Annotated in this window: 8 tRNA genes and 1 rRNA gene; all 9 read right to left on the bottom strand. The window is 50.7% G+C overall.

Annotated features, from left to right (window positions below):
* Window position 1: 1 nt before the first annotated feature.
* Window positions 2–78 (bottom strand) — tRNA-Pro (locus tag GJU40_RS20520).
* Window positions 79–85: 7 nt separating this feature from the next.
* Window positions 86–162: transfer RNA gene (locus GJU40_RS20515), tRNA-Arg, on the bottom strand.
* A 13-nt stretch (window positions 163–175) separates the two neighbouring features.
* A tRNA-Leu gene (locus GJU40_RS20510) sits at window positions 176–264 on the bottom strand.
* 25 nt (window positions 265–289) lie between these two features.
* A tRNA-Gly gene (locus tag GJU40_RS20505) sits at window positions 290–364 on the bottom strand.
* A gap of 7 nt (window positions 365–371) precedes the next feature.
* Window positions 372–455 (bottom strand) — tRNA-Leu (locus tag GJU40_RS20500).
* A 14-nt stretch (window positions 456–469) separates the two neighbouring features.
* Window positions 470–545, bottom strand: a tRNA-Lys gene (locus GJU40_RS20495).
* A 36-nt stretch (window positions 546–581) separates the two neighbouring features.
* Window positions 582–657, bottom strand: a tRNA-Thr gene (locus tag GJU40_RS20490).
* A 1-nt stretch (window position 658) separates the two neighbouring features.
* Window positions 659–734: transfer RNA gene (locus tag GJU40_RS20485), tRNA-Val, on the bottom strand.
* Window positions 735–752: 18 nt separating this feature from the next.
* A 5S ribosomal RNA gene (rrf, locus tag GJU40_RS20480) occupies window positions 753–868 on the bottom strand.
* Window positions 869–947: the final 79 nt, after the last annotated feature.

Below are 947 nucleotides of genomic sequence, written 5' to 3'. Positions count from 1 at the left end.
ATGGTCGGGAAGACAGGATTCGAACCTGCGACCCCATGGTCCCAAACCATGTGCTCTACCAAGCTGAGCTACTCCCCGTAAATAATGGCGCGCCCGACAGGAGTCGAACCCATAACCTTCTGATCCGTAGTCAGACGCTCTATCCAATTGAGCTACGGGCGCATATTTCATATAATGGTGCCGAGGGCCGGGCTCGAACCGGCACGGTAGTCACCTACCGCAGGATTTTAAGTCCTGTGTGTCTGCCAATTCCACCACCCCGGCAAGCAGACAACTCTATACATATAAATGGAGCGGAAGACGGGATTCGAACCCGCGACCCCCACCTTGGCAAGGTGGTATTCTACCACTGAACTACTTCCGCATGATATTGGTGCGGGTGAAGGGACTCGAACCCCCACGTCAAAGACACTAGATCCTAAGTCTAGCGCGTCTGCCAATTCCGCCACACCCGCAATATCAATATAAATGGTGAGCCATGAAGGACTCGAACCTTCGACCCTCTGATTAAAAGTCAGATGCTCTACCAACTGAGCTAATGGCTCTAAACTCACTGCTTGCAATATTTCATTTGGTAAAAATGGTGCCGGCGAGAGGACTTGAACCCCCAACCTACTGATTACAAGTCAGTTGCTCTACCAATTGAGCTACACCGGCATGGTGGAGGATGACGGGCTCGAACCGCCGACCCCCTGCTTGTAAGGCAGGTGCTCTCCCAGCTGAGCTAATCCTCCATAGCACTTTCGTGCTTCGCCTGGCAGCGTCCTACTCTCACAAGGGGAAGCCCCTAACTACCATCGGCGCTGAAGAGCTTAACTTCCGTGTTCGGTATGGGAACGGGTGTGACCTCTTCGCTATCGCCACCAGACTATTTGTCACAAGGACAAAGATTATTATATAAAGTTATTGTTGAAAAAGCAACAACTTTTTTTGAGAAAAAACATGTT

Origin of the sequence: Metabacillus lacus, assembly GCF_009674805.1 — a bacterium.
In the GTDB taxonomy this organism is placed as follows: Bacteria; Bacillota; Bacilli; order Bacillales; family Bacillaceae; genus Metabacillus_C; species Metabacillus_C lacus.
This window is presented reverse-complemented; position numbering and strand designations above follow the sequence as displayed.